This is a genomic window from Planctomicrobium aquicomposti (genome assembly GCF_051466325.1).
Classification (GTDB): Bacteria; Planctomycetota; Planctomycetia; order Planctomycetales; family Planctomycetaceae; genus Planctomicrobium.
This window is the reverse complement of record NZ_CP195792.1, coordinates 2,421,588-2,445,547: the sequence shown is the minus strand read 5'-3', so window position 1 is coordinate 2,445,547 and position 23,960 is coordinate 2,421,588. Positions and strand designations below refer to the sequence as shown.

Annotated in this window: 18 protein-coding genes and 1 tRNA gene; 4 read left to right on the top strand and 15 right to left on the bottom strand. The window is 58.7% G+C overall.

What is annotated here, in order from left to right; genetic code table 11:
- Positions 1-129: 129 nt before the first annotated feature.
- Positions 130-1,233 (top strand): DUF1559 family PulG-like putative transporter, encoded by a 1,104-nt coding sequence (locus SH664x_RS09430; protein WP_437206947.1) that lies wholly within the window; start codon positions 130-132, stop codon positions 1,231-1,233.
- A gap of 285 nt (positions 1,234-1,518) precedes the next feature.
- Here the strand turns inward: SH664x_RS09430 and SH664x_RS09425 are convergent, their stop codons facing one another.
- The 6 genes from SH664x_RS09425 to fabF form a co-directional block, all read right to left on the bottom strand.
- Positions 1,519-2,835: a YbaY family lipoprotein gene (locus SH664x_RS09425; protein ID WP_437206946.1), complete on the bottom strand. Its 1,317-nt coding sequence runs from the start codon at positions 2,833-2,835 to the stop codon at positions 1,519-1,521.
- 170 nt (positions 2,836-3,005) lie between these two features.
- Entirely contained in the window at positions 3,006-3,995 is a 990-nt protein-coding gene (locus tag SH664x_RS09420; protein WP_437206945.1) for a PstS family phosphate ABC transporter substrate-binding protein, read from the bottom strand.
- Positions 3,996-4,370: 375 nt separating this feature from the next.
- Entirely contained in the window at positions 4,371-5,912 is a 1,542-nt protein-coding gene (locus SH664x_RS09415; protein ID WP_437206943.1) for a sensor histidine kinase, read from the bottom strand.
- Positions 5,913-6,036: 124 nt separating this feature from the next.
- Entirely contained in the window at positions 6,037-7,164 is a 1,128-nt protein-coding gene (locus SH664x_RS09410; protein ID WP_437206942.1) for a cysteine desulfurase family protein, read from the bottom strand.
- Between the two features lie 142 nt (positions 7,165-7,306).
- The gene (locus SH664x_RS09405) at positions 7,307-8,293 is read right to left on the bottom strand and encodes an alpha/beta hydrolase (RefSeq protein ID WP_437206941.1); all 987 of its coding nucleotides are present in this window, start codon (positions 8,291-8,293) and stop codon (positions 7,307-7,309) included.
- Between the two features lie 70 nt (positions 8,294-8,363).
- Positions 8,364-9,647: a beta-ketoacyl-ACP synthase II gene (gene fabF, locus SH664x_RS09400; RefSeq protein ID WP_437206939.1), complete on the bottom strand. Its 1,284-nt coding sequence runs from the start codon at positions 9,645-9,647 to the stop codon at positions 8,364-8,366.
- Between the two features lie 394 nt (positions 9,648-10,041).
- Here fabF and SH664x_RS09395 point away from each other — a divergent pair, with 394 nt between their 5' ends.
- Positions 10,042-10,929 (top strand): sugar transferase, encoded by an 888-nt coding sequence (locus SH664x_RS09395; protein WP_437206938.1) that lies wholly within the window; start codon positions 10,042-10,044, stop codon positions 10,927-10,929.
- A gap of 79 nt (positions 10,930-11,008) precedes the next feature.
- On the opposite strand, the gene SH664x_RS09390 is transcribed toward SH664x_RS09395, so the two are convergent.
- The 3 genes from SH664x_RS09390 to ahcY form a co-directional block, all read right to left on the bottom strand.
- Positions 11,009-11,614, bottom strand: coding sequence for a c-type cytochrome (locus SH664x_RS09390; protein WP_437206937.1), 606 nt, complete (start codon positions 11,612-11,614; stop codon positions 11,009-11,011).
- Positions 11,615-11,739: 125 nt separating this feature from the next.
- Entirely contained in the window at positions 11,740-13,440 is a 1,701-nt protein-coding gene (locus SH664x_RS09385) for a family 16 glycoside hydrolase (protein WP_437206936.1), read from the bottom strand.
- A gap of 469 nt (positions 13,441-13,909) precedes the next feature.
- Positions 13,910-15,238 (bottom strand): adenosylhomocysteinase, encoded by a 1,329-nt coding sequence (ahcY, locus tag SH664x_RS09380; RefSeq protein ID WP_437206935.1) that lies wholly within the window; start codon positions 15,236-15,238, stop codon positions 13,910-13,912.
- A 466-nt stretch (positions 15,239-15,704) separates the two neighbouring features.
- Here ahcY and SH664x_RS09375 point away from each other — a divergent pair, with 466 nt between their 5' ends.
- Together SH664x_RS09375 and SH664x_RS09370 are read left to right on the top strand one after the other, a co-directional pair.
- Positions 15,705-16,691 (top strand): glycosyltransferase family 2 protein, encoded by a 987-nt coding sequence (locus tag SH664x_RS09375; protein WP_437206933.1) that lies wholly within the window; start codon positions 15,705-15,707, stop codon positions 16,689-16,691.
- A 564-nt stretch (positions 16,692-17,255) separates the two neighbouring features.
- Positions 17,256-18,086 carry a hypothetical protein gene (locus tag SH664x_RS09370; protein WP_437206932.1) on the top strand — a complete coding sequence of 277 codons (831 nt, stop codon included), beginning with the start codon at positions 17,256-17,258 and terminating at the stop codon, positions 18,084-18,086.
- 225 nt (positions 18,087-18,311) lie between these two features.
- Here the strand turns inward: SH664x_RS09370 and SH664x_RS09365 are convergent, their stop codons facing one another.
- The 6 genes from SH664x_RS09365 to SH664x_RS09340 form a co-directional block, all read right to left on the bottom strand.
- On the bottom strand, positions 18,312-19,808 hold the full coding sequence (locus SH664x_RS09365) for a glycerate kinase type-2 family protein (RefSeq protein WP_437206931.1): 1,497 nt from the start codon (positions 19,806-19,808) through the stop codon (positions 18,312-18,314).
- A gap of 97 nt (positions 19,809-19,905) precedes the next feature.
- Positions 19,906-19,978, bottom strand: a tRNA-Thr gene (locus SH664x_RS09360).
- 515 nt (positions 19,979-20,493) lie between these two features.
- A complete protein-coding gene (locus tag SH664x_RS09355; RefSeq protein WP_437206930.1) occupies positions 20,494-20,763 on the bottom strand; it encodes a hypothetical protein in 270 nt (89 codons plus the stop codon).
- A 264-nt stretch (positions 20,764-21,027) separates the two neighbouring features.
- On the bottom strand, positions 21,028-21,195 hold the full coding sequence (locus tag SH664x_RS09350) for a DUF1328 domain-containing protein (RefSeq protein ID WP_437206928.1): 168 nt from the start codon (positions 21,193-21,195) through the stop codon (positions 21,028-21,030).
- 99 nt (positions 21,196-21,294) lie between these two features.
- Complete coding sequence (locus SH664x_RS09345; RefSeq protein ID WP_437206927.1) at positions 21,295-22,212, bottom strand: DUF1571 domain-containing protein; 918 nt, start codon at positions 22,210-22,212, stop codon at positions 21,295-21,297.
- Between the two features lie 209 nt (positions 22,213-22,421).
- Positions 22,422-23,933: a sigma-54-dependent transcriptional regulator gene (locus SH664x_RS09340; protein WP_437206925.1), complete on the bottom strand. Its 1,512-nt coding sequence runs from the start codon at positions 23,931-23,933 to the stop codon at positions 22,422-22,424.
- Positions 23,934-23,960 lie beyond the last annotated feature (27 nt).

Genomic DNA, 23,960 nt, shown 5'->3' with positions numbered 1-23,960 from the left:
CAGTCCATTTTCCGGTGTGAGCGCGCCATCACGCGCCGCCAGATGCAGGCTCTTCATGTTCCTGCTGTGATATCAGGCCAGTGGTCTGCCTTGGGGGCCCGGAGACAATCCGGGGTGATGAATACCATCATGAATCAACATTTTCCGGATCGCATCGCAAAGATGCCTGGCCATTTGTCGGAAGAAAACCCGGCGTTCAAGCGTGGCTTGTCGCTGAAGCACCGTGACTCTTCGACGGGAGGGGAACTCAAGGGGCCGTGCCGATCGCGCGTGTTCGTACGGCGGGTACAAGCTTTCACGCTGATCGAACTGCTCGTCGTCATCGCCATCATCGCGGTTCTGGTGTCACTGCTGCTGCCGGCGGTGCAGCAGGCGCGTGAGGCTGCGCGGCGTTCGCAATGTCGAAACAACCTGAAACAGATTGGGCTCGCGCTGCACAATTACGAGTCCGCTCACGGCGTGCTGCCCCCCGGGCGGGTCAACTATCCGAAGGTCTTTTCCGTTCAGGCACAGATCCTGCCGCTGATGGATGGCGGGAGTCTCTACCAATTACTCGACTTCAACACGTCGCCCAATTTCGGTCTTCCGTCGTCGCCGATGAAACAGAACGAGATCGCCGCACGAACCCGAATTCCTGCCTATCTTTGCCCCAGCGATTTCGGACAGATTCCCGATTCCGAATTTGCCCCGACCAACTACGCGGCGACAACAGGGGATGGTGTCGAGAATGCGAGCCACATTTCCCAGGGAAACGGCGTCATGTATTCGGGATCGGCAACCCGCCTGAGGGACATCACCGATGGGACATCGAACACTGCCTGTTTCTCTGAGCAGACTCTCGGGCCCGGAGGACTTCCCAGTTCCCAGCCGGGTGGCTCACCCCGATCGCCACAAGGTGAGGTTCTGGAACTCGCAGGCGGAACGCTGACCAGCGAGGCGGTCTGTGTCTCCTCCGGTTCCACCACATGGTCCGGGATGAGAGGAGCAAAGTGGCTCAACGGGCATTACGGCGACACCCTGTACAACCACTTCTATACGCCGAATTCCACCCAGTTCGACTGCGGGAATGCGAGTCATAATTCCGGCCTGACAGCCGCACGCAGTCGTCACAGTGGGGGAGTCATGCTCGGGCTTTGCGATGGTTCCGTCCGTTTCGCGAGCGACAATGTCAGCCGTGACATCTGGCGTGCACTCGGAACCCGCAGCGGCAACGAGGTGATTGGAGAGTTTTAACTCATTCTGGATGCTGCTTGCCCCGCTGCGGATGATTTGAAGTCATCTGCGAGCCCCGCGAGAGTGAACTGTTGCGGCTCACATTCCCAGACGTGCAATGAAAAAGCCCGGACTCAATTTGAATCCGGGCTCAGTTCGACTTGATTTATCGCACGGCAGGCGGACCGTTCGTACGATGGGGACTAAGACATTCTGGTTTCGATCGGCCCGATCTTGTCACACGGGGAGTGGTATTCAGCGAACTTTCAAAGCCGAATGCGTACAGACCGAAACGAGCAGCATCCGCTATTGAATGCCCATCGAATTCTGGAAGTCGCGGGCAAAATCACGGCGAGCTGCATTCTGGTCGTAGCGAGACAACCAGTAGTTCAGTTCTTCCTGATTCGGTTTACGGCCGACGATCAGTTCATGGACCCGCTCCACATACATCCGGCGGTCGGCGTTGCAGGCGTTAAAGAACTGATTACTGCCCAGCAGTTCCTGCTGCACCTGCGCCATTGAAGCTCCGTTGCGGAGGGCTTCCAGCCAGTTCCCCAGTTCGCGATCCGACGGGTTACGTCCCAGATACAGATTGAACCAGTTCACAATCTGCGCGACCTGTGCACTCTGGTCGAGCGAGTTGGAGCGCGGGTCATACATGGATTGCACCTGCTCCAGCTGCAGGTTTACCGTGCGGGGCTGTCCATGCATCATCGGCGGCAGATTCTGAGTCGTGCGATAAACCTCGCGATTGCCGGACACCAAGCTCGCATACACAATGTAGCGGCCCATCGGAGACATCCGAGCCGGATCGAAGTCGATCGAGAACGGAATCGGGTACTGCGTCAGATTGTTGATCTGCGTGCTCGCAAAAGTCACCGGCCGCGCGGTATTGCCGACAATTTCCTGCAGTTCGACATTGATCAGGGCATTGTTCGGCAGGTTCTGGCGGTTCGGCAGAGCGATCGACCCACGCAGCGACGAGAACTTCGAATCCAGTTGAACCGAGACGAGCTGCAGCTGGCCATTCCGGTTGTTCTGCACCAGCAGACTGACCCAGCCGTTCTGGTCAGCGCTGCGATCGAATTCCGAAGTACAGTCATAAAGCTGGCCGCCGACATACCCGACCTGGTAACCACTCACACAGACGATGAGGTCATTGACTTCCAGCCCGGCCCGGTGGGCAGCGCCGCCGTTCACCACATCCATGATCTTGACGCCGGTGTCCAGATCTTTGGAGTAAACCCCCAACCGCCATTTGCGGTTGTTGGACGGGTTACCCGGGTTGTATCCCGGAACGATCTGCCGGGAGCGGCCGTCTGGGTATGCGTGGGGGTCCGGATTTGGAACTCCCGGGTTGATCAGTGGGCTGAAGTTCGTGGTTCCCATGCTCGGATAGATGGGAGCCGAGTTGTAAATGCTCGATGAGAGAAACGGGTCGTTCTGGATGGCCGGGTTGGAATAGCCGATGCCGGGCAGCACACCGGGGTTCACAATCCCGTAATTGGGCTGCAGCGCTGGCGTCGTCGTTGACTGCCCGGGATTAATTGCTTGCGTCTGACTTGTCATCGTCAGGGCAGCTCCCAGAGCGAGCGCTGCAGAGATATATGAAATCCTTTTCATGATCAGGCTCCTGGCTCGCGAATGCGAGAGAATTGTTTCGAATGAAGTCAGATAATGTTCTGCAGTAAAGAGCAGGATGATCGTTGTTGTGTCCAGACGACAGCTCTGCGGGGCACGACGGAATCAGGCTGCGCTGCAGTTCCGAACAGAAGTGATACTCCGGATTTCAACTAGTTCAGGGTATGCACGCCGATCGCCTGCAGCGAGATTTCGGTGGCAGCGCCGCTGATCGGTGCGAAACCGCTGATGACCACGTCCTGCTGTCCCGACTTGCTGAAGATGAACTTCACGAACTCCACTTCCAGCGGGGACAGGCTGTCTTTGGGAGAGTTGTTGAGAACGATCTGCAGCGGACGCACCAGTGGATATCCGTGGCTGTGCACACCGATGGGGGTGCTGCCGGGCTGCATGGCCAGCGGCACCGCTTTGACCCCGGGAATCTCGTGAATCGCACCGACAAAACCGATTGCGTTCGGGTTGGCTGCGACCGCCTTGATCATGCCCAGATTGCTGGGATTGCTGACCATTTCCTTCCGGAACTCACCGCCGCCGAGCACGCCAGCCTGAAAGAAGAGCTGAGATCCGGTCGTGGGGGTGCGTCCCTGAACGGCAATCGGAGCCGTGGCCCAATTGCCAGCCAGTCCGACATCGCCCCACGTGGTTGCGGTCTTCGGAGCACCCCGCTTCAGGGATGTCGAGAAAATGGCATCCAGCTGCTGCATGGTTAGCGAGGTGATGGGATTATCCTGATGCACATAGATTCCGATCGGCTCAAATGAAGGTGTGAGAACGGTCGGCAGATATCCGAATCGCTTCTGGAACTGTGCGATCTCATCCTGGTTGATCTGACGGCTCAGGAGGCCGATCTGGGCCTGTCCATCCATGACTGAAGCCACGGCATTCACAGAACCTTTCACGACCACTTCGACTTTGACTTCCGGATAGAGCTGCTGAAAGTGCTGTCCCCAGACAGAGGCCATCTGTCCCAGAGTGTCGGAGCCGATCAGGGTCAGCTTTCCCTTCAGTCCTTCAACCCGCTGATAAGGCGGCAGAGCGGGATCGATCGCGGGAATCGAAGCTGGTTCTTCTGCCTGAACTGCAATGGCGGTCAGTGAAGCGACAGCCAGACCTAACAGCAATTTCACTCCATGCAATTTCATTCCACTTCCCTCCTTGGGACACGACTCCGGCAGACGGTGCAAAATCCCAGTCGGATGCTTGCTCCCTGGCTGCTCCACCCCCCTTGGATGGACCTATCGCGCAGTCATGTTGGCGAAAATATAAGCGGATCGGCAGAATTTGCTCAAGACGAGATTTTGGGCGAAAAATCGCCGCAATCCCTTGACGCGCCGCTCTCAGAAATCCAGCCGGCGGTCTTACTGTCGTGGCGGCTGTGAGAAAACCGGGGCCGATCCGATTGCGCCCGCCTCGGTGTTGAACGCTGGCGCGACCCACGAGCCGCAAACGATGTGAGCGGCTCCTCCAGATTCTGCGGAGGGCGTCCCTTTGCCGGCCAACGGGCTGAAGAAGACAATTCAGGCCGCCTGACTCCGGCGGGCCGCCTTGGGAAGCCGCAGCGTGAAACTCGAGCCCTGACCCGTCCCGGCACTGTGAACTTCCAGCGTCCCCCCGTGGTCGCGCACGATGCGGTGCGTAATCGATAACCCCAGTCCGGTCCCTTTACCGACTTCCTTCGTCGTAAAGAACGGCTCAAAAATGTGCTGCATCTGCTCCCGGGTCATGCCACAGCCATTGTCCCGGACCGTGATCTCCACCTCGTCCGGCAATTCGCTCAGTTCGATCTCGACACGTCCCCCCGGGCCGGTGGCGTCCAGTCCATTGGCGACAAGATTCAGCAGCACCTGCTTGATTTCGGCGGCATTGACCCATGCATGGAGCGGGAGTGTCTGGCTCAGGGTCAGCTTCCGATCCTGATATCGACTTAAATGCCCCACCATCGCAGCGACCTCCGCCGCAATCGCTGTAACGTCGTAACGGTTTCGTTCCTGATCCTTCCCGTACGAAAAATCGAGCAGCTTCTTGGTAATCCGTTCACAGCGCTCCGCTTCACTTTGAATCAGTCCAAGGTATTCACGGATGTCCGCACGATCGGCTTCTGAGAGCTGGGAGAGAGCCTGATCATCGAGCCGCATTTCCAGCCCGTAGGCTGCGGTCATGATGACGGAAAGAGGATTGTTAATTTCGTGGGCAACCCCCGAAGCGAGGAAGCCCGCACCGACCAGTCGCTCGGAGAGGACCAGCTGCTTGCTTCGTTCTTCAATGGCCCGCGACTGATTTCGCTGTTCTTCCTGAATCCGTTGCGCCATCTGGTTGAATGCATGAGCCAGATGCGAAATCTCGCACTGCGTGTCGATTTTCAGTCGATGCGAGTAATCGCCATCGGCCACGCGACGGACCCCATGATGCAGTTTGCGGAGCGGCATGAAGATCAGGTTGTAGCCCCAGAACATCAGCCCAATCACCAGCACCACCGAAAAGGCCCCCAGTCCCGAGACCAGACGCAACTGCAGACTGTAATCCGAGCGAGCCTGCAGCAGCTTTTCGTTCAATCGGTTCGCCGGATCAGGCAGGGCCTCGATGGCGGAGATGACCTGTGTCACGCTGCGCAGAATAGAGTTTTTTTGTTGCTCATAGGTTTGTGAGTCGGCCAGCCGGGACATTCCACTTTCGATCTCGTTCAGCGAGCTGGAGACCGAGGAAAAGAGCAGGGCATATGTCCCGTTTTCTGCGTATGAGTGCTGCAGCGAGTCGTCGAGCGATTTCCAGTTGTCTTCGAATTCCCGTGCCCGCTCACGGACTTTCGCGAAGTTGTCGCGGAATTCTTCATATTGCATCGGGGCGGGGAAATCGTGAGCGAACGGCTTGAGAACGTCGCTCACGGTAGCGACCAGTCCGTCGCGCCGGGGAAGATTTTTGATACTCAGTTCCAGGTCACGGACCATGCGGCGGCAACTGTAGACTCCACGCACACTACAGGCCGCCGAGAGGCTGACGAGGCAGAGCACGAGTGCCAGTGCCAAGGCAAGTTTGCGGCGAATGGAGCGAGTCAGCAACACGGCCGAAGTCCTTTATACGGCGTTCCCAGACCTCCCGACGGGATGGCGAAGTCTACCAATCGGGATTCGCCTGAAACAACCCCGGCCCCCGAAAAGCAGCCCCCAGCGACCGTGCGGACGTTGATCACCGCTCCCGGGCGCGGAGTCTCTTGACGACATGAGCAATCCGCCGGACCGCCTCGTCGACCTCTTCGGTGGTGTTTTCATGACTGAGGCTGAGCCGCAGCGACGACTCATAAACCTCGCGCGGCAACCCCATTGCCAGCAGAATGGGAGCCGGCTCGGTCGATCCACTCGCACAGGCACTGCCGAGGGAGCAGCAGATTCCAGCGAGATCGAGCGCCACAAGCAATGCGTCCGCCGCACAGCCGGGGAACGCGAGATGCAAGGTGTTCGGCAGACGGTGCCTCGTGTCTCCGTTGATCACCACCGGTGCACAGGTCTCGACAAGGCTGCGCTGCAGGCGGTCTCTCAGTGCCGTGAGTGCCTCGGTGCGAGCCGTCTGCTGCTGCTTCCAACGGGCGAGGGCCATTGCCATCCCGGCGGCCAGGACAACCGATTCTGTTCCGGCCCGCCGTCCCTGTTCCTGATGCCCCCCCAGCATCTGAGGAACCAGCCGACAGCCTTGACTCAACAGCAAGGCGCCGATTCCGCGGGGCCCATGAAACTTATGGGCCGCCAACGACATGCTGGCCGCCAGCGAGGTACGAAATCGGACGTCGATCTTTCCCACAGCCTGGACAGCATCGATGTGTAGCGGAACCTCTGCCTCGCGGCATCGAATCGCCAGCGTTCCCAGATCCTGGATGACGCCCGTTTCGTTGTGAGCCAGCAAGGCAACAGCGAGAACGATGCCATCGAGTGAAACCTCACCGCAATCGGCGAGTCGCCCCAGTGCATCGATAGCCAACGGGCGTCTCTGCCATCCCTGATGCACCAGTCGGCGAACAGGCTCTTCCACCGAAGGATGTTCCCCCGGGGAAACCAGTAATCCTCCGCGCTGACTGCCGGTGAGTCCATGAATCGCCAGATGGTTCGATTCGGTCCCCCCTGAGGTGAAGATGACTTCTTCGGGGGCTGCGTCAACGAGTTCTGCGAGTTGCTCGCGCGCATCTTCAAGGATCTGCCGCGCTTTACGTCCGGCCGCGTGACGGCTCCCCGGATTTCCGAAAGCGACCTGCGACAGCTCCGCCATCCGGGCGGCCACTTCAGGATCGAGTCTCGTTGACGCGTTGTTATCCAGATAAATCATCGAGCTCTGACCAGGTTGAAAGCGCTCCCCCGGTCCCGGTTCACCTCAGTACGCCACCATCTCGCACACGACAGGGTTTCGCTGTCGACTTGCCATGTCCGGTGAACAGCCGGCGCCGACCGCTGGCCGAGTACAGCAGGAATTAACGTGCACTCGCTGTGTGGACCGGCGAAGCGTAATGCGGTTCGGTCATCTGATCGAAGAACTGAACGATTCGCTCATCATAGTCGTGCGGGGCGGCGACTCGCTCCATATTGTGCTTTGCTTTCGGAACGATCCAGCAGGCCTGGTCGGGTGAATGGCCGCTCAGCTGGCACAGCCGCTGCGAGATGAGGCTCGGGACGTAACTGTCGCGTGCGCCACTGACAAACTTGACCGGACGTCCTTTCCACTTATGGAGGAGCGATTCGAGGTAAATGAACTTGGCTCCGAACTTGGCTTCCGCCAACCGGAAGGTAAACCAGAGCGTGGTTCGAATGTGCCAGCGGGGAATGAATCGGCCCCAGCTGCCGACGAACTGCACGATCCGCTCGACCGAGTAATGCAGCGCCAGGGAATGGGTGGAATATGCCCCCTGAGCCCAGATCGCCTGAACTCGAGGATGGGCCGCCCCCACGGCCAGCGCCGTTCCCGCACCACGACTGATTCCGACCAGCCCCAGCGGCAACCCTTCGAACTGTGGCTGAGACTGAACAAAATCGAGCACGGCCTGGAGGTCATCCGCCTCGTACTGGGTGATCCAGTGAGTCGCCTGGTACGTCGAGAGTGTTTCACTCTCTCCGCTGTTACGAAAACTGAAGGCGATCACCACGAAACCGGCGTCGACCAGAGCCCCCGCATAGTTCATGGAGGTCTCGTATCGTCCGTCAGTCTCCGGGGCAAAAACAATTACCCCGCGTGGAGGAGTTTCCGCCGGGAAATAGGCTCCCCCGGAAAGGGTCAGCCCATCTTTGGTCCGGATGCTCAGCGGCTCCGCCAGAGGGCCATCCTCCGGCGGGGACTGAACGAAAAAGGCCGGGCGATTTTCAAATCGCCGCATCGCAAAGAGGGAATAGCCAAGATGGATCAGCAGGTCGACGATTGCCAAAACTCCAATCGTCCCCAGCAGCCAGAGCTGCCATTGCGACATGATATTCACAACTTTCTCTCATCAGAAACTGGCCCGTAACTGATTCAGATCCCGTTTGTGCTCTCCACCGTCACTCATCAAAGCGTGAGAAGATCAGAGAGATATTCTGTCCCCCGAAACCGAAACTGTTGGACAGCGACTTGCGCACCTTCAGATCGCGAGGCTGATTGGGGACATAGTCCAGATCGCATTGTGGATCTGGTGTTTCGTAGTTGATAGTCGGTGGAATCCAGCCATCGTTCATGGTCATCAGACAGACAATCGCTTCCGCGCTGCCCGCAGCGGCAATCAGGTGTCCCATCATGCTCTTCGTGCTGGAGACCGGCGTTTTATAGGCCTGCTCACCAAACGCCTGCTTGATCGCCAGCGTTTCCACCTTGTCATTCACCGCCGTGCTGGTGCCGTGAGCGTTGATGTAATCGATATCGGTTGGCTCGCAGCCAGCATCTTTCAGGGCCATCTTGATGCACGCAGTGGCCCCCCGCCCTTCCGGATGGATATCCGTAATGCGGTAAGCATCGGCCGTAGAACCATAGCCGAGGATCTCGCCGTAGATGCGCGCGCCGCGGCGTTTCGCATGTTCGAGTTCTTCGAGAATCAGCATCCCGGCCCCTTCGCCCAGCACAAAGCCATCCCGGTCCCGATCAAAGGGACGTGATGCTCCGCGCGGATTCGAATTATTGGTCGAGAGCGCCGTCAGCAGGTTGAAGCCGGTCACCCCGAACGGATGAATCATGCTGTGCGCACCGCCGGAGAGCATCAGGTCTGCTTCTCCCTGACGGATGATCTCGGTCGCCTCGCCGATCGCCTGGCTGGATGCGGCACAGGCTGTCAGACAGTTGAGGTTGGGCCCCTGGGCATTGAACAGGCTGGCCAGGTGTCCGGCCGGCATGTTGGGCTCCTGTTCGACCTCTTCACGGGGATTCATCTTCTGCAACCCCTCGCGGGTGAACTGCTCGAGATCGAACTCGCCGTTCTTCTGGGCGTTGGCAATCAGCCCCATGAACATCAGGAAGTCCTGCTGACCTTCCCCTGCACCCAGATACACGCCAAAGCGGGTCGGGTCGAACTTCTGATCGCCGATCCCTGCATCCTTAACCGCCTGCACGGCTGCTCCGATCGCAAAACGGATGTTGCGACCGGCATATTCAAAGCGTTCCGGCTGGCTGATGTAATCGCCCAGGCGATAATTTTTGACTTCGGCTGCGAACTTTGTCGGGAATCCGGAAGCGTCAAAGTGCGTAATGAAATCGATGCCGCTCTTCCCTTGCTGCAGTGCCGACCACATTTCGGGAACACTGTTGCCGATCGGGGTGACGCACCCCAGCCCGGTGACGACGACTCGTCTTCGCATGATACAACCTTCAGATGACATTCAATTGTCGGCGCTCAGTTTCACCGACACCCGGCATCCGTTGCCAGGCCCCCCTCAGCGCACCTCGGCCAAGACGGGGAACAGGGAATTCAGAGATTATATGCGGGTTCTGTCAATCATGAGAAGCCCGCAGAGGGCAATTCGCCCCTGGGAGCGATCGCATAACCGAAACCCGTGACACAGGTTACGCCAATGTTTCTTTTGCGCAACAAATCGCCACGGAAAACCCGACCCACAGCCTTGTAGTTTTCGAGCAGTCACTTCCCGAGTTTTACGAAGAAACGCCTGAGAAATCAGACTTTGCCCAAACAATGAAGTAGTGTTGACCACGACCCCTAAAACCGGAATTCCGTTCCGCTTGCCGGAGCGCGCAATGGGTACTCACCTTCAATCTCCCATGATCGCATCAGCCACCACCACTCGGTCCGTCGACTCTCCTGAAAGTCACGCCGAAGAAGCACCTTCACTCAACGACGTCATCCAGTTCGCAGGGACAGACCCGTTTCGGTCTGTCTGGTGGTTCACGCTGCTGAACCTGCCCTGCCCCCGAACCGACATCCGTTGCGTCCCGGAAAGGACCCAGTTGGGCAAACGGCTCCTGGATGTCACTGTCGCTGCCTCAATGCTGATCCTGCTGGCCCCCGTGATGCTGGTCGTCGCGCTGCTCGTGAAAGTGACCTCACGCGGCCCGGTTATCTTTCGTCAGACGCGGGTCGGACTGAACCTCCGTCGCCCGGGGCCGGACCGCCGACAAACCGAAATCGACATTCCTCCCGAACTGGAACGCCGGCGCCCCGGCAGCGACCGACGAACCGAATTCGCGTACGGACGACACTTCACTCTCTACAAGTTCCGCACGATGCGGGTGGACGCCGAGAAAGATGGTGCAAAATTCGCCGTCAAAGGGGACAGCCGCATTACGCCCATTGGCAAGCTGCTGCGCAAGACCCGTCTCGATGAATTGCCTCAGTTGTGGAACGTGCTGATCGGCGAGATGTCACTGGTCGGTCCCCGACCCGAGCGGCCAGAATTCATTCGTGGACTCAGCGACGAGATTCCCGGATATCTCGACCGACTCGGCCTCAAACCGGGACTGACCGGCGTCGCACAGATTCTGAACGGCTACGACAACGAGATTGAAAGCTTTCGACGCAAGGTCGCCTTCGATTTGCACTACCTGCAGAACCTCACCGTCTGGAATGATTTCAAGATTCTGGTACGGACGATTGGGGTCGTCGTCACCGGGAGTGGCGCGCTCTGAACTTTCGCCGCCAATCACTCTCACGCTGACGCTCTCCTGTCGACCGCCCAAGGGCGTCTGGCTCGTCCCCCCGTCCTCATCAGCGACGACGTTGCTGGAGCGTGGCCAGATATTCGACGAGATCGATCAGTTCCTGCGTCGTCAGCAACCGTTGAATCCCCGACGGCATCAATGAGACCGGTTGCTGGATCCGGTTCTCAATCTCCTGCCGCGGGATTGCAATCACTTCCGCAGTCGCTTCGCGCAGCTGCAATTCTTCCGGAGATTCCTTGATCAGCAGGCCCGCGGTATGGCGACCATCGGTCCGCTCGATCAGCCAGGTCTCGTAACCGGGTGAGATCTGCGCGGAAGGGTACAACACCGATTGCAGCAGCCCCTCTTTCGAATTGCTTTTGCCCACTTCCGAAAGGTTCGTGCCGACCTCAAGCCCCAGACCATTCACCTGGTGGCACTTCATGCAGGCAGCAGTCGTATGAAACAGAATTCTTCCCTGAACCGGATCGCCCGGTTTGCGGGCGAGTTCCCACAGGGGAGGAAGAGGTTGGCCATCCCGGTTCAGCAACTCGGGGACCGCCCCCTTGATCTCCTTGTGCAGGGCAGGAAATCGGCAGATTGAAAGTGTGGCCTGCGCGGTGATCTTCAGATGATCGCTCAGTGCGGCCTCGTTCAGCAGCTTGAGGAGCAACCGACTCCCCGCTTCCGACTCTCCCAGCGCAGCCAGCAGCTCGCGTCGGCTGCGCCAGGTCTGTCGATCGTCCAGCAGATATTCCCGGATCGCCTGCTGCTGTCGCGGATTGCCGGGCTGGTCAATTAGCGATTGCCAGCCATCAGGGAGAGGCTCATCCTTTTTTTTTCCGGAACTTCAGTCGAAACGTGCACCCCCTCCGGCCAGGCACCGGTCGGAATTCGTTCAAGGTGAGAAGTGGCCTTCAACGGGGGATACTTCACCGGCTCCGGGTGCTTGTAGTTCTTCGGTTTGGCCTCGTCCTGATTCTCTTCGAGCCGGGCCTCGTCGGGAGTAGGCGATTCGACACCGGTCGCGGGAACATCCGCTCCGGCTGTCCACACGATGGCGTTCAGCACGAGTTTGCGGAAGTCATCGTTCTGCCAGTTCTGATGAAAATGTCCACCCGTGAATCCGAATCCCCGTCCCTTGCTGTCAGGACGCTCATACGCCCAGGCCACATGCTGCGGCTCTTCCCGGACCAGCACCGCTTCACGCACATGGGGATTACTGGAATGCGGACCTTCCGGACGATTCAACGTCTCGCGCGGCGGAATATCGGACAGGATCGGCATGACTCCCGTCATCTGGGGTACAAACCGCATGTGGTAGTACCACTCGTCATTCATCTCGAACGGATTGACACCCCGCGTCACGGGATGTACCGGCAGCACGCTGAAACTGGCCGTCCAGTGGGGATTCACCGAATAGTTGGTTTCGAAGTAGCCGCCGATCCACTTGAGAAAATGGTCTCCCCCAGGCCCTTTGGGAATCTCGACCCCGTAGTGGATACAGACGACGCCCACCTGCTTTTCATTTACCAGCCGATCGATCTCATCGAGGTGCGCGGCAACAGGATGCTTGGCTCCGCCATCGCAGTAGAAGACGATTGCGTCGGCATTATCGAACGCAGTCGGGTCCTTCGGCCAGCCGTCCGTATAAAGAGAGGTCACGACCTTGAGTCCCTGCTCCTTCCGGGAATTGTCGATTCCTTCCTGCAGAAGCAGGCAGCCCGCCCTGTGTTCGTGGGTGAAGTAGCTGTGGCTGCGGGAACCGGCAACGAGGACGACTTTCTTGAACCCGAACTGCAGCGGAAGACGTTTGAGGGCAATGTCTTTGAACTCGACCTTCATGGGTGGTCCCGCGTGCACCTGCAGTCCGACCAGTCCCTTGAAGACCGCGGCTTCCGGATTGCGATCGGTCAGGTCGGCAGTGGTGACGCCGTTGACCTGAACGGTCAGATGATGCCCCTCGGCGCGAATTACGAGATCGTTCCATTCCCCCTGATGATAGAGTTTGTCCAATTCCTCGCGCGAGACGAGTTCCTCTCCTTTGGGCTTCTTTTCCGTCGTGGCGACAAGTTTTGTTCCCGGCCTGACCAGCACGCCGCGGCCGAGTTCTTCATAGATTCCGCCGACCCATTTGCCGGCCAGATCGAAATCTGCCTGATAACCGATCATGCGGCCATCTTCACGCTGCTTGGACCGGATCTGCACTCCGCTGTTGGCCGCCTTCTCGCCGGAAATCCGGAACTTCAGTTTCAGAACGAAGTCATCGACCTCACCCTGATCCCAGACCAGAAACGTATTCTGCGGGATCGTCTTCTCGGGCGTTGTTTCACCGACAATGGTTCCGTCTTCGACGCGCCAGATCGCGGCATCGCCTCGCCAGCCCGCCAGTGATTTCCCATCAAAGATCGAGACAAATCCCTGTTCTGCAGGATCTGCGGCAACGGCAGTTGCTGCGATCAGGCAGGTACCCAGCAGGCAGACGAAGGTGCGGATCATGTGGCTTCCCTGGTGTGAAGGTAGGAACCTTCTGCGACTGAAGAGTCGAACAGTGGTGAATCAAACACGGATGCATCGAGCTCTGTCGCCAAGGGGTTCCGGCGGGCCGGGAGACGAACTCTTCCGATGCTGGTCACAGATTACCTGACGCAACGGGTTTCGTCATCTCGCAGGAACTTATTGATTCGTTGATTTGCCGCAGCCGTCCGGCCCATCACGGGAACCGGCGAGACAGTGATCCGCGGCAGCCCACTCCAGACGCGCCCGGTGAGTCTCTTTCGCGCATGCAAAAGCGGCACGGTCAGAAACCATGCCGCTTCGCGTTTCGAAGATTCACGCCAGGCAGGCCAATCGATGCCAAGCCTCCTGGAAGGCTCGTGGAGCATTCTTTCCTTTCACCCCACCACGCGAAACTCCCTGTTGATCAAGCGGGAGACGGCGTTCGGGAGCTGGAAAGAGTGTCCGCCTCTTAGTACCGGTAATAATCGGGCTTGAACGGTCCCGTGACCGGCACGCCCAAGTATTCCGCCTGTTCCGGCGTCAGCTTGGTCAGTTTGACGCCCAGCTGGTCGAGGTGCAGGCGGGCCACTTCCTCGTCCAGATGCTTGGGCAGCACGTGCACGCCAATTTCGTACTGATCGGCTTTGGTCCAGAGCTCGATTTGTCCCAGCACCTGATTGGTGAAGCTGTTGGACATCACGAACGAGGGGTGACCGGTTGCACAGCCCAGATTGACCAGGCGCCCTTCGGCGAGGACCAGCACTGCCTTGCCATCCGGGAAAATGTACTTGTCAACCGGACCGCCGACGTCAGCGTCGGTCTTGATATTGACCCGCTGGATGTCCTTGCGGTTCTTCATGTAGGCCACGTTGATTTCGGAATCGAAGTGACCGATGTTGCACACGATGGCGTTGTGCTTCATCGCTTCGAGGTGCTTGCCGGTAATCACGTCGATGCAGCCGGTCGTGGTCACGAAGATGTCGCCATAAGGAGCGGCTTCTTCCATCGTGGTGACTTCATAGCCTTCCATTGCCGCCTGCAGGGCGCAGATCGGGTCGATTTCGGTGACGATCACGCGGGCACCCAGGCCGTCCATTGCGTCCGCGCAGCCTTTACCGACGTCTCCGTATCCGCAGATCACAACCGCCTTGCCGGCGATCATGACGTCGGTGGCGCGTTTGATCCCGTCGGCCAGCGATTCACGGCAGCCGTACAAATTGTCGAACTTGCTCTTGGTGACCGAATCATTGACATTGATGGACGGCAGACCCAGCTTTCCGGCAGCAAACATCTGATGCAACCGATGAACGCCGGTCGTCGTTTCTTCGGTCAGCCCCTTGATGCCGGCGAGCAGTTCCGGGTACTTCTCGTGCACCATGAGGGTCAGGTCCCCACCGTCGTCGAGAATCATGTTCAACGGCTGGCCATCTGGCCAGAACAGGGTCTGCTCAATGCACCAGTTGAACTCTTCTTCGGTTTCGCCCTTCCAGGCAAAGGTCGGAATGCCGGCAGCGGCCATGGCGGCTGCCGCGTGATCCTGCGTGGAGAAAATATTGCAGCTCGACCAGCGGACTTCAGCGCCGAGTTCGATCAGCGTCTCCATCAGCACTGCGGTCTGAATCGTCATGTGCAGGCACCCAGCGATGCGGGCCCCCTTGAGCGGCTTGCTCGCGCCGTACTTCTTGCGCAGGGCCATCAAGCCTGGCATTTCGTATTCGGCCAGTTCGATTTCCTTCCGACCGAGTTCGGCCAGCGCCAGATTCTTGACCTTGTAGGGCAGTGCTTCCACTGTCGACATATTGGATCTCCGAGTTTTTACAGAATGATTGAGGCTGATGTGGGCTGCCTCGTGCCCCCTCCTCAACCTAACCCCTTGGCGGGGAGCGGTCAGTATAGGGATTCATGAGAGGTCAGGCTATTAAAACGGTTAATCCCGGAACGACTTTTAGGGGACTTTTTCCACCAACAGATCGGAGGCTGTGATTGCGTTTTGAACCAAATTCGCCAATCTGGACCATTTGGCCCCCGTCAACACCGCGTCCACCACAGCTGCCGATCCGCCGCACGGGACAGGGCGAACGAGACTGGAAATCTTTTGACTCCGGACACAATATCCGGCATGGCCCCCTGATTCCTCTGAGCTTCGAGCTCGACCGACGGGTGAGAGCCGATTCCGCTGGTCTCTGTCTCCTGTTTCGCGATATGCTAGGTGCACAATCGCTTTCCGAGCCCCCGGTTCCTGCGCAACGTTGAGAGGTTTCCTGATGCTGTCGATCGTGATCCCGCTGCTCGACGAAGAAGACAGCCTGCGGGAGCTGTACGACCAGATCTGCAAGGTCTGTACAGAACACGAGATCGAAGTGGAAATGATCTTTGTGGACGATGGTTCGATCGATCGTTCCTGGGAAATCGTTCAGGGGTTGGCCCAGCAGGACTCCCGGGTTTTCGGGATTCGCCTGCGGCGGAACTTTGGCAAGGCCGCTGCGCTGACCGCTGGACTCAATTGTGTCCGCGGAGAACTCGTCATGATGATTGACGCCGACCTGCAGGATGATCCCGCCGAGATCCCCCGTTTTCTCGAGAAGATTGAAGCGGGCTTCGATGTCGTTAACGGCTGGAAACGTCGGCGTCTCGATCCGTGGCACAAGGTCTACCCCAGTCGCGTGTTCAACCTGATGGTGAGCCGACTGACCGGATTGAAGCTGCACGACCACAACTGCGGCATCAAAATGTTTCGTGCCCAGGTCGCCCGGGAACTGCGACTGTATGGAGAACTGCATCGCTTCATTCCAGTTCTCGCTCACGCGCGGGGCTTCAAAGTCACCGAATCGGTTGTGCATCACCGGCCACGACAATTCGGGCATTCGAAATATGGCTTCGGTCGCTTCCTTCGCGGCTTTCTCGATCTCCTGACGGTCAAGTTTCTCACTGCGTTCGGACAGAGACCGCTCCACCTCCTCGGGGGAATCGGAGTCGGCTGTTTTGCCGTCGGTCTGCTGGGGATGTTTTACTGTGGTGGACTCTGGTTTCTCATGAACGTGCTGCATCTGGTCTCTGCAGAGCCGATCGGAAGCCGCCCGTTGCTGCTTTATTCGATTGCAGCATTACTGCTCGGCGCGCAGGTCATCTCTCTCGGTCTGCTCGGAGAGTTGATCGTCGCCAATACCGCCACCGAGCGCGATACCTACAGCGTCGCAGAGCGAACGCCGCTGCGCGACACGGCCGGCTCCAAGCATCCCGCGCAGCGATAGTTGCCGAATCGCATTCGTGTCGATTGTTCAACAGAACAGTTGCCTCCTGGCCCCCTGTCTGCGAGCTGATTTCGCCCCGTTCCGTAACGCGCCCAAATTCTTTGACCGGAACGATCAATTCAATTTGACACCTTCCAGCGGTGACCTATGGTTCAGCATGTTCGCCGTCGCTGGACGGGGAACACCCTGTCTGGGCCAGGGTCTGATTGCCCGAAATTCGTGTTCGACATCCGAACGCGGCAAGGAGAAGCTGGGAGCTTTGAGGGGACCTTGCCGCGTTTTTTGCTGCGCCGATGTCGGCTCTCTTGCACGAACGACCGCATGTCTGGAAACCGGTCTGTCGCTTTTTGCATCGAAAAGTCGGATTTCATGGAATCCGCGGAAGAACCGGCAGCATGCCGTCCGATGATGTGGGGAGAGCAGCTCACGAGAACGTGCGGCCGACTGTTTGTGATGGTGGCGTCAACGATCTGAACAGCGGTCCCGGATTACGTCTGCTCCGGCCACGCTATGTCGACAACTCCTTTCCGGACCGCATTTTGGGCGCTTGGCTTGGCCTTGGCGATGACGCTGTTACTGGGTATCCCAAGCCCGCAGCGGGTCCGGCTGGCAATGCAGGCGAAGCACAAATCGCCGCAGCTTCCCTTCGCCCATGTGCTGAAAGAGTCCGGTCAGGACGCCCCGTCCGGGCAGTCGAGTCCCTTGCCGGAAGTTCAGTCGGAACCGGCACAGGTTGCCGCAGCTCCAGTTCAATCTGCTCCCGTCAACGCCCGTCCCCTCCAGGTCGCATCCGCTGACCCGTCGATGCCGCTCGGGGTGACCTCCGCTCCTCCGGCCGCTGTCCCTGCTGCACCGCCGATGCCAATCGCCGAGATGGCTCCCCGGAGCATCCCCGTTCCTGATCCGGTCGCCCCGGGTTACCACCCGGCGGCTGTGACTCAGGCCGACCTGATGGACATCAAGCAGGAACTCCTCCGACTGCAATTGTCGATGTTGCAGCGTGAAGTGAAGGACTCGCAGCAGCAGATCGCACCGCCTCCGAAGCTGACCCGGGAAGAACCCGCGCACGTCGCCCGGATCCTGCCACTGGAACCAGAAACGCGCGTCGCACAAGCGGCGCAGATCGCCCCCCGTCCCCGTGGCGTCGAAGTGGTTCGTGTCGAGGATCCTGCCCGTCGCACCTTCCGCTTTATCGACGTCCCCTTGGAAACCGTGTTCCGGACACTCGGTGAAGAGGCGGGCTGGCAGGTCATGACGACCGGAGTCTCCGGCAACTACACGGGCGAGTTCGTGAACGCCGATCCGGCTCAGGCCTTTGCCTTGATGCTGCGAGCCAACAAGCTGACGATCAGCCTCCGGGGCTCCTACCGATTGGTGACTCCGTTGCAGCGGTGATGTCCGGCGAACGGGGCGACCGCCCTAAGACGGACCAGCCGATCGCGAACAGGTGCCGCTGAGTGCAGGCCGCTCTCTTCAGTCCCGGGTCGCCCATGCTTCGTTTGGTGAACTGCTCATCCCCGCGTCGTGAAAACGGATCAGTCGCCAGTCGAGATGTTCCGGCCCGCTGGTTCTGCGAAGGGCTTCGAATGAGGCTGCATCATCGCGAACGGCCAGCGTAAATCAGCACTCCCGGTCGATCAGGCCGACGCGCAGATCCATCACATTGGTGTGTGTCGGTCCGGTTTTTACCAGCGCTCCAAACCGGTCCAGAAACGGGTAAGAGTTATTCGCCTGCAGGAATTCGTCCGGCCGCACCTGAGTAGACCGGATCTCTTCCAGGATGACCCGATCGATCACCGCACCGGCGGCATCCGTCGGTCCATCCTCCCCATCGGTCCCCCCGGAGACGAGAGCGATTCGAGGGATCGATGTGTCGGGCAGCTTCAGGAACTCGGCCGCAGCAGCGAGGACCAGCTCCTGATTGCGGCCCCCTTTCTGTTCCCCGCTGTGTCGCGATAGCTGTACTGTTGGCTCACCTCCGCTCACGATGGCGATTCGATTGCCGGGTGTGGGAGTTTTTGAAATCCGGAGCAGGCGTTGCGACAGCTCACGGCCGGTTTGGGCAGCGTCTCCCGACTTGTCCCATTCCGTCTCTGCCACGTGGTAGCCTCTTCGCACGGCTTCTCCCGCCGCGGCAGTCACTGCTGTCCGGTTGTTGCCGATAATGCAGTTTTCAAACTCGCTGCGGACTGGTGAACTCTTCGTTCCCCGTGCCTGTTGCTGATTTCTCTGGTGAGTCAAAACCTCGAACACTGCCGCCGGGACCGCGGCGGAGTCACCAGACCGCTCAAGGAATTGGTTCAGAACTTCGAGGGCCCGCTGCGGATCGGATTTGACATTCACCGTTGGTCCTGAGGCAATCACTTCCAGGGGATCGCCACTCACATCGGAAATAATCAGCGAAATCAACCGCCCTCCACGACAGGCACGCAGCAGGCCACCGCCTTTGACCGCGGAGAGCGAGCGACGGACCGCATTGAGCTCATCAATGGTGGCTCCGGAGCGCATCAGAAAGCGGGTGACCTGCTGCTTATCGGCGAGACTGATTCCCTCCACAGGCGCCGGAAGCAGCGCACTGCCTCCTCCGGAAATCAGAACCAGGCAGAGATCGTCGGGAGTGAGGCTGCTGACGCGACGAAGAATTTCACGAGTCCCGAACACCCCCGCTTCGGTCGGTTCATTGAGTCCGGCCGGTCGCGCCCCGAGAAGATAGAAGCCCCCCGGATCAGGAAGCTGCCGGAGCGCAGCAATCTCCCGTGGGCCTCGAAGAATCGAAAAACAACTGGCGAGAGTGGCATCGGCAGCGGGATGATTCGAATCGAACGGTTCCAGACAGTCTTCCGGAACATTGATCCAGCCATTGGTCCGCGACAGCCACTCGGGACCGAGTGCCCGCACCAGACCGACCGCCATTCCGACCCCCGCCTTGCCTGCCCCCACAACGCAGATACGGCTTTGCGGCTTGGCGATCCAGCGGTGGCCACAGACGGTCAGCCCCCCTTTCCAGGTGGAGATCTGCCGGGAGACCAGTCGCTCAGAAGCAACGGCATCGACCCCCGCCTGCCAGATGGCCAGTGCATCCTGCCGAAGCGTGGAAATGGAATGTGATTCAGACATTCGGACCACCGGAGAGACCAGACAGTTGTCGAGCCGGGGCTGAACCGGCTCCGTCAGCCGCGCATGAAAAAGCCCCCGCCAAAAAGCAGGGGCGAAGAGCCACCGGTCGGATTTGAACCGACGACCTATGCTTTACGAAAGCATTGCTCTGCCAGCTGAGCTACGGTGGCCACTGGCGTGATCGCTGCATCACCCCTTCGAACTGCATGCCGCAGCCAGCCTCTCGCGGCGCAGAAGTGGGAAAGCATCGAACGAATACGGGCTCCGTAGAATCGAACCGACTCAGATTCTCACTTCCAACCGGAGTGCTTGTCGTATCCTCCACACCTCTGAGAGGTTATGAAGGCAAATTAGACATCTGCCACGCAGTTTTGGAGCTTCCGGGCCGGGGCCTCGATTCAACGTTGCGTGAGTATTTGAGAAATGGCGAAGAATTGCAAGCGGGGATTCCCTTCCTGAGTGAAATCGTCCGCGATGTGCTTCGAATAACCATCCAGCTGCCGCGACGCGAGAGTTCGAACGGTCGTCCCCGGAGCTCAAGCCCCAAGGTACTCGCAGTCGAGCGGATTGACCTCTGATTTCCCGTCGCCGACCCGACCAGTTAAAACAAAGAAACCCGCACCGGCAATTGCCAATGCGGGCGACAGGACTTTCAACAAGACGGGAAAACGACTCCCGCTCCAGCTTAGCGATTGGAGTCGACAGATTTGGGGGAAACGCTCGGCCCTGAGTTCTCGGGAGGGGTCGATTCACGCGGAGTGTGAATCGCCTCATCGATCTTCTGGCTCGCCCGGTCCGCAGCCTGCTCCCCTTTTTCCAGAAGAATCTGCGTATCTTTCTGGATCTTCTCCGTCTCAACGGATACGCCCACCTGACCCCGCGACGAATAGAATGTCAGCCATCCGGCGAGGACCATAATGACGACGATCGCGATGAGAATGATCACGCCGCGCATGGCAGCTTCCTTTCGTTCAACCGACGCTTTCAGACCGAGGTGTCGGTCCACCGCGACTGCAAGGAGATGGCAGACCTTTGGAAAAAGCATTCCAGAGGAGGGTGACACCCGCTCGAACACGTGGGGACCAACTTGCTTATTCCATCTGCTTTACGAGGAGAGATCGCCTTGACAGCAGCAGACCTCCCTGTGCACCAGCAGCGTTCCAGAGAGGGACACGCTGGCTTTCCGATGGCAGACTGGGCAAGCAAAAGTCAAAGCGCTCTAAACTGTCGGGGTGCGACGTCCCGTCACCAGCGAGATCAGGAACAGAATCACAAACACGACAAAGCAGATCTTGGCAGCGGTCGCGGCCATTCCGGAAAGTGTCCCGAAACCAAGGACCGCAGCGACGATGGCGATAATCAGGAATGTCAGGGCGTAGGACAACATGGGGCGTACTCCACGTGAGGATGCGCTCCCCCTGGGCTGCTGAACACAGGCAGCCACTCGGGAAGAAGCGGTCAGACAGACTCGGCAGACCCGGACGGATCAGTCCTGGGCGAAGTGATAAGCGGGGTTCGAGGACTCGAATTCGTGATCCTCGACCTCTCCACTCTTCAGGTCGTGATAAAGATACTTCTCAAGCAGACCATTCGGCCGGCCCTTATCGGACCAGCCTTCATTCTCCAGAGCGATCAGGAGATTGGAGTCGTTACAGAAAGTGAGCTGCGAGCGGGAATATTCCCGAGCGACTTCCGAAGATTTGAACGTCACAACAAACTTCTGGCAGGCGGATTTCCCCTGTTGATGCGGTGACTGCTCGATCCGCAGTTCCTCTGGGCTGAAGTGCCGAGCCTGATAGAACTGCAGGATTTCTTCGGTCAGTTTCTCGATCCCCAACTTCGTCACCGGGTATCGGGACGATTTCATGGCCTGAGGGCTGTCAGGACGCAGCTTCCAGACACCCCGCAAGGAGACGAGCCCCCGTGTCGGTCGCGCCAGCAGCCGGTTGTCGTTCTGACCCTCGACATAAAGCACTTCCTGCCCATCTTCTTGCCACTGCATATAGACGCTAAAGGGGCTACGCCGGACCTTCAAACTCACCATTTCCACATCGCGGAGGGTCCCTTTAATACGGACCTGCTGCTCCAGAGTCGCGGTGTAGCAATGCAGCGATTGACAGGCCGTGAGGCATTTTTCCAGACGGTGGATCAGCTCTTGTAAACCCTGTTGCGAATCCTCAACAGGCCGCGCCGAAGATGTTTCATCTGCGGTCGGGGCCGGGCGGTAGCGCGCAATTGTTTCAACCGGCAAGGACGTCGATGGAGTTTCCGGTTGTGCCGGAGAGACACTTTTCGGTTGCTCCGGAGTGGGGGCTGCTGAGGGGGGGACACTCTCAACGCTGGGGTTTCCCCACAGCGTCAGTGCACCGGCCGTTACCAACGTCAAAACGGCTAAAATTCTCATCGTCCCACTCCCACAATGTTGTCCGGCAAGGTGTTAAACCTTAGGGCAACGGGCGTGCCAACCGTTTGAAAAGGTGATTTTTTGCACCATTGACGATGAAAAGTCGCTTCTGCGGAGGACTCGTTCCAACTTGAGGAGATGCGGGCGAGCGACGGTTGAACCGCATCCTTCATGACTGGTCGCTCAGCGTCCAGTCACGTCCTTGTCGCTCAATCGCCGTCGATGGTCACATTCTTTCCGAGCGAGATATTGAACGAGGCAATGCGATCGCGCACTTTCCCTCGTGTGATGCCGAGCGTCTCGGCAGTCCTGGTCTGATTCCCCCCGGTCGCCTGCAAAACGCGGGTGAAGAGAAACCGCTCCATCATCTCGACCGCTTCGGCATACAGGTTCGTTGTTCCTGCTGCGAGCCGGGCCTCGATGAAGTCTTTCAGATTCAGAGGAGGTGTCCCCTCACGGTGTCCCGACGCGAATTCTACTTCCACCAGGGGAGCAATGGAGAGACGCGGCTCAGCAGTCGGGACTTCACTCTCTTCGAGTACCGTCTGCGGCAGGAAATCGGGGACGATGACCGGACCGGTCGCCCGCAACACACACTGCCGGACCACACTCTGCAGCTCGCGGATATTGCCGGGCCACGAGTGACGCTGCAGGATTTCCAGGGCTTCGGGAGAAATGCCTTCCATTTCCGGCTTATTCAGCTCTTTGCGAACTCGCGTCAGGAAGTATTGCAGCAGCAACGGAATATCCCCCGCACGCTCCCGGAGCGGTGGAAGCGTGATGGTGACAACGTTCAGCCGGTAAAACAGATCGCTGCGAAAATCTCCCTGTTCCACCATGTTTTCGAGCGGCTGATTCGTCGCCGCCATGATGCGAACATCGGTCTCGATGGTCTCGTTACCGCCGACACGTTCGAACCGCTGCTCCTGCAGTAACCGCAGCACTTTCCCCTGCACGAGTGGAGACATATCGCCCACTTCGTCCAGAAACAGCGTTCCGCCGTTACATTGTTCAAATTTTCCGATGCGTCGTCGATCGGCGCTGGTAAACGCCCCCTTTTCATGACCGAACAGCTCCGACTCCAGCAGGGTGTCGGGAAGTGCTGCACAATTCACGGCCATAAACGGACGATTTGCACGGTCACTGAATTGGTACAGAGCGCGGGCAACCAGCTCTTTCCCCGTTCCGCTTTCCCCCCGGATCAGCACGGTAACGTTCTGTTTTGAGACTCTCCCGATCGCTTTGAACACCTCCAGCATGCCCGAACTGCGACCGATAAAGAGATCACCAGTGGCACTCGAAGACTTCTCCTGTTCGCGCACGGGAACCGCCACAGGGACACTCATCAGCCTGCGGGTTTCCAGAGCTTTCGCGACGAGCGCATTCAGGCGATTCAGATCCAGCGGCTTGGCGACATAATCGTAGGCTCCCATCTGCATCGCTTCGATCGCGGTTTCGCTCCCCGCTTCGGCGGTGATAAAGATCACCGGCAGGCGGCGATCGAGATCGTGCACCTTTCGGAAAACTTCCAGCCCCGACATCCGGGGCATCAGAATATCGAGCAGGACGACATCGGGCCGTTGGTCGGCAATCAATTTGAGTCCTTCATCGGCCGAGGAGGCCGAGAGGACATCAATCTCCAGCTTCTCGAGGGACTTCTGCACCAAATGCAGAACTGTCCGGTCATCGTCGATAATCAGCGCACGCGGCTTCGTGGCCATAATTGCTATTCTGGAGTTTGCGGCAAG